The 719-nt window shown below is 43.0% G+C and carries 1 protein-coding gene; it reads left to right on the top strand.

The genetic code is table 11. The features are described 5' to 3' along the window. Nucleotides 1-562: SGNH/GDSL hydrolase family protein (locus tag A3738_RS09165; RefSeq protein WP_231876597.1), on the top strand; the 562-nt coding region annotated here is incomplete at its 5' end. Nucleotides 563-719 lie beyond the last annotated feature (157 nt).

The following is a 719-nucleotide window of genomic DNA, read 5'->3' as shown; positions in this document are numbered from 1 at the left end:
GCGTTCAATACAGAATTGCGGACTGACCATGTCTACTACGCGTGAAGCGCTCGAGTTTTTCAAAGACTACGAACACCCGAAGATCGAAATTATTTTCATTCAATATGGCCTTGTCGATAGCTGGCTGACAATCAAAGCCGCGCCTTATGTGCTGTATTACCCTGACTCATCCACTCGTAGATTTCTTCGACGCTGGGTAAAAAAATGGAAGAAATACGGTCGAAAAATAGGGATAGGCAAACTATTTGGCATGCAAAACCAAGTTCCTTTGAACGAATACAAAGAAAATATAGAAACCATCATCAATAAAACGCAGTCCTCCGTGGTGTTGATCGAAACAGCCCCCAATCACGATAAATCTCGCAACCAAGCGATTAAAGCTTATAATGTCGCTCTCGCCGAACTGGCTCAAAAACACAGCAAGACCTCTCTCATAAAATGCTACGACGTATTTGAACGCAATATGCAAACACACTACGACGACCCAACGCATTTTTCAGCAGAGGGGCATCAATTACTTGCAGAACAAATCTTGAAAGAAATGGATAAAACAACAGCATGACAACGCCAACGCGCAAAGCACTTTTACTCGATAGAGATGGCGTTATTAACGTGAACCATGGCTACGTGCATCGCCAAGAAGACTGCGATTTTGTTGATGGCATTTTCGATCTTTGCAAAGAGGCGCAACGAAAAAGCTATGCCATTATTATCGTGAC

The organism is Oleiphilus sp. HI0066 (assembly GCF_001635725.1).
This window is presented reverse-complemented; position numbering and strand designations above follow the sequence as displayed.